The organism is Demequina iriomotensis (assembly GCF_000971395.1).
Classification (GTDB): domain Bacteria; phylum Actinomycetota; class Actinomycetes; order Actinomycetales; family Demequinaceae; genus Demequina; species Demequina iriomotensis.
In genome coordinates this window covers 1-1,378 of record NZ_BBME01000002.1, presented here as the reverse complement: position 1 = coordinate 1,378, position 1,378 = coordinate 1, and the positions used below count along the sequence as shown (strand labels likewise).

At 68.2% G+C, this 1,378-nt stretch carries 1 protein-coding gene; it reads left to right on the top strand.

From position 1 onward, the window contains the following. Nucleotides 1–295: 295 nt before the first annotated feature. Nucleotides 296–1,354: an IS110 family RNA-guided transposase gene (locus AOM09_RS00010; protein ID WP_062382418.1), complete on the top strand. Its 1,059-nt coding sequence runs from the start codon at nt 296–298 to the stop codon at nt 1,352–1,354. Nucleotides 1,355–1,378: the final 24 nt, after the last annotated feature.

The window sequence follows — 1,378 nt, the reverse complement described above, 5'->3', positions numbered from 1 at the left end:
ACACTTCTGCAAGTCTGGGTGTGGCCGGCCCGGGGCTGGCTGACGGGGCGGATGCTGGTGCTTGCACCTGATCGTGGCTCGTGACACTTCTGACCCGTGCTTGCGCATGGTGTCTGGCGTTGGGCATGTCCGGTCGGGTGTGAGGACCGGCGCCGCCCCGCCCACCGCGATGGCTTGATAGAAGCATGCCCAACCCGTCGGTTGTGGCCGTTTGCAGGAGTGCCTCGCAGTGACTCCACCGGGTCGACGCCGGTCCTTGATGGCGACGTCACACCCGAAAAGGAGCATCACCGCCATGGCCATCGTCGCAAACTCCTACGTCCATGTCATCGGTATCGACACCCATGCTCGGACACATACCCTCACCATCGTCACGGCGGGCACCGGTGCCGTCGAGGCATCCGTCTCGTTTCCCGCGACGGGCCCGGGCACGACCCGCGCCGTCGCCTGGATCGGGCGTCGCATCCACGCCATCAACCTCACGCTGGTGGCGGTCGAAGGGATCGGTTCCTACGGCGCCCGCATCGCCCGCGCCTGTCGTGAGGCCGATCTGCGAGTCGTCGAACCCCTGCCCACGGCGAAGGGACTGCGGGCCGGACGAGGCAAGTCCGATGCGATCGATGCGGAGCTCATCGCCCGCTCCGTCCTCGCATGCGACACAACACGGCTGCGTGAACCCCGCACCGACGAGGGCGTTCGCGCTGCGGTGCGGATCCTCGTGGCCTCCCGCGAACAGCTCAACGCCCATCGCATTGCGACGATCAACGCGCTGACCGCGCTGGTGCGGATCGTGGACCTCGGCATCGACGCCCGCCGGCCGCTGACCGCCAGCCAGATCGCCACGATCCACGCCTGGCGTGATCGCAGTGAAGACGTCGGTATCGCGACCGCACGTCGAGAAGCGCGGCGCATGGCCCGCGCCATCCGGATCGCCGACGATGACCTGACCGCCAACGAACACGACCTGACCGCGCTCGTCGCAGCGTCGGATGCGGCACCGCTGCTGGCCCTGCCCGGCATCGGCGCCATCACCGCGGCGACGATCCTGACCTCGTGGTCCCATGCCGGACGCATCCACTCCGAAGCCGCGTTCGCCGCCATCGCCGGCGCCAGCCCGATCCCCGCCTCGTCCGGAAACATCACCCGACACCGGCTCAACCGCGGCGGCGATCGACGCCTCAACCGCGCTCTGCACGCCATCACCCTCACCCGCATGGCCCACCATCAACCGACCCGCGACTACGTCGAACGCCGCCGCGCCGAAGGACTCACCACGAAAGCCATCCGCCGCTGCCTCAAGCGCTACCTCGCCCGCCAGATCTACCGCACACTTGCCAACCCAACCCCGGCTTGACAGACATAGAAGCGTCCAACGGAG

Coding starts and splice junctions, on each gene's coding strand:
- AOM09_RS00010 (WP_062382418.1), top strand. CDS start 296: ATGGCCATCGTCGCAAACTCCTACGTCCATGTCATCGGTATCGACACC.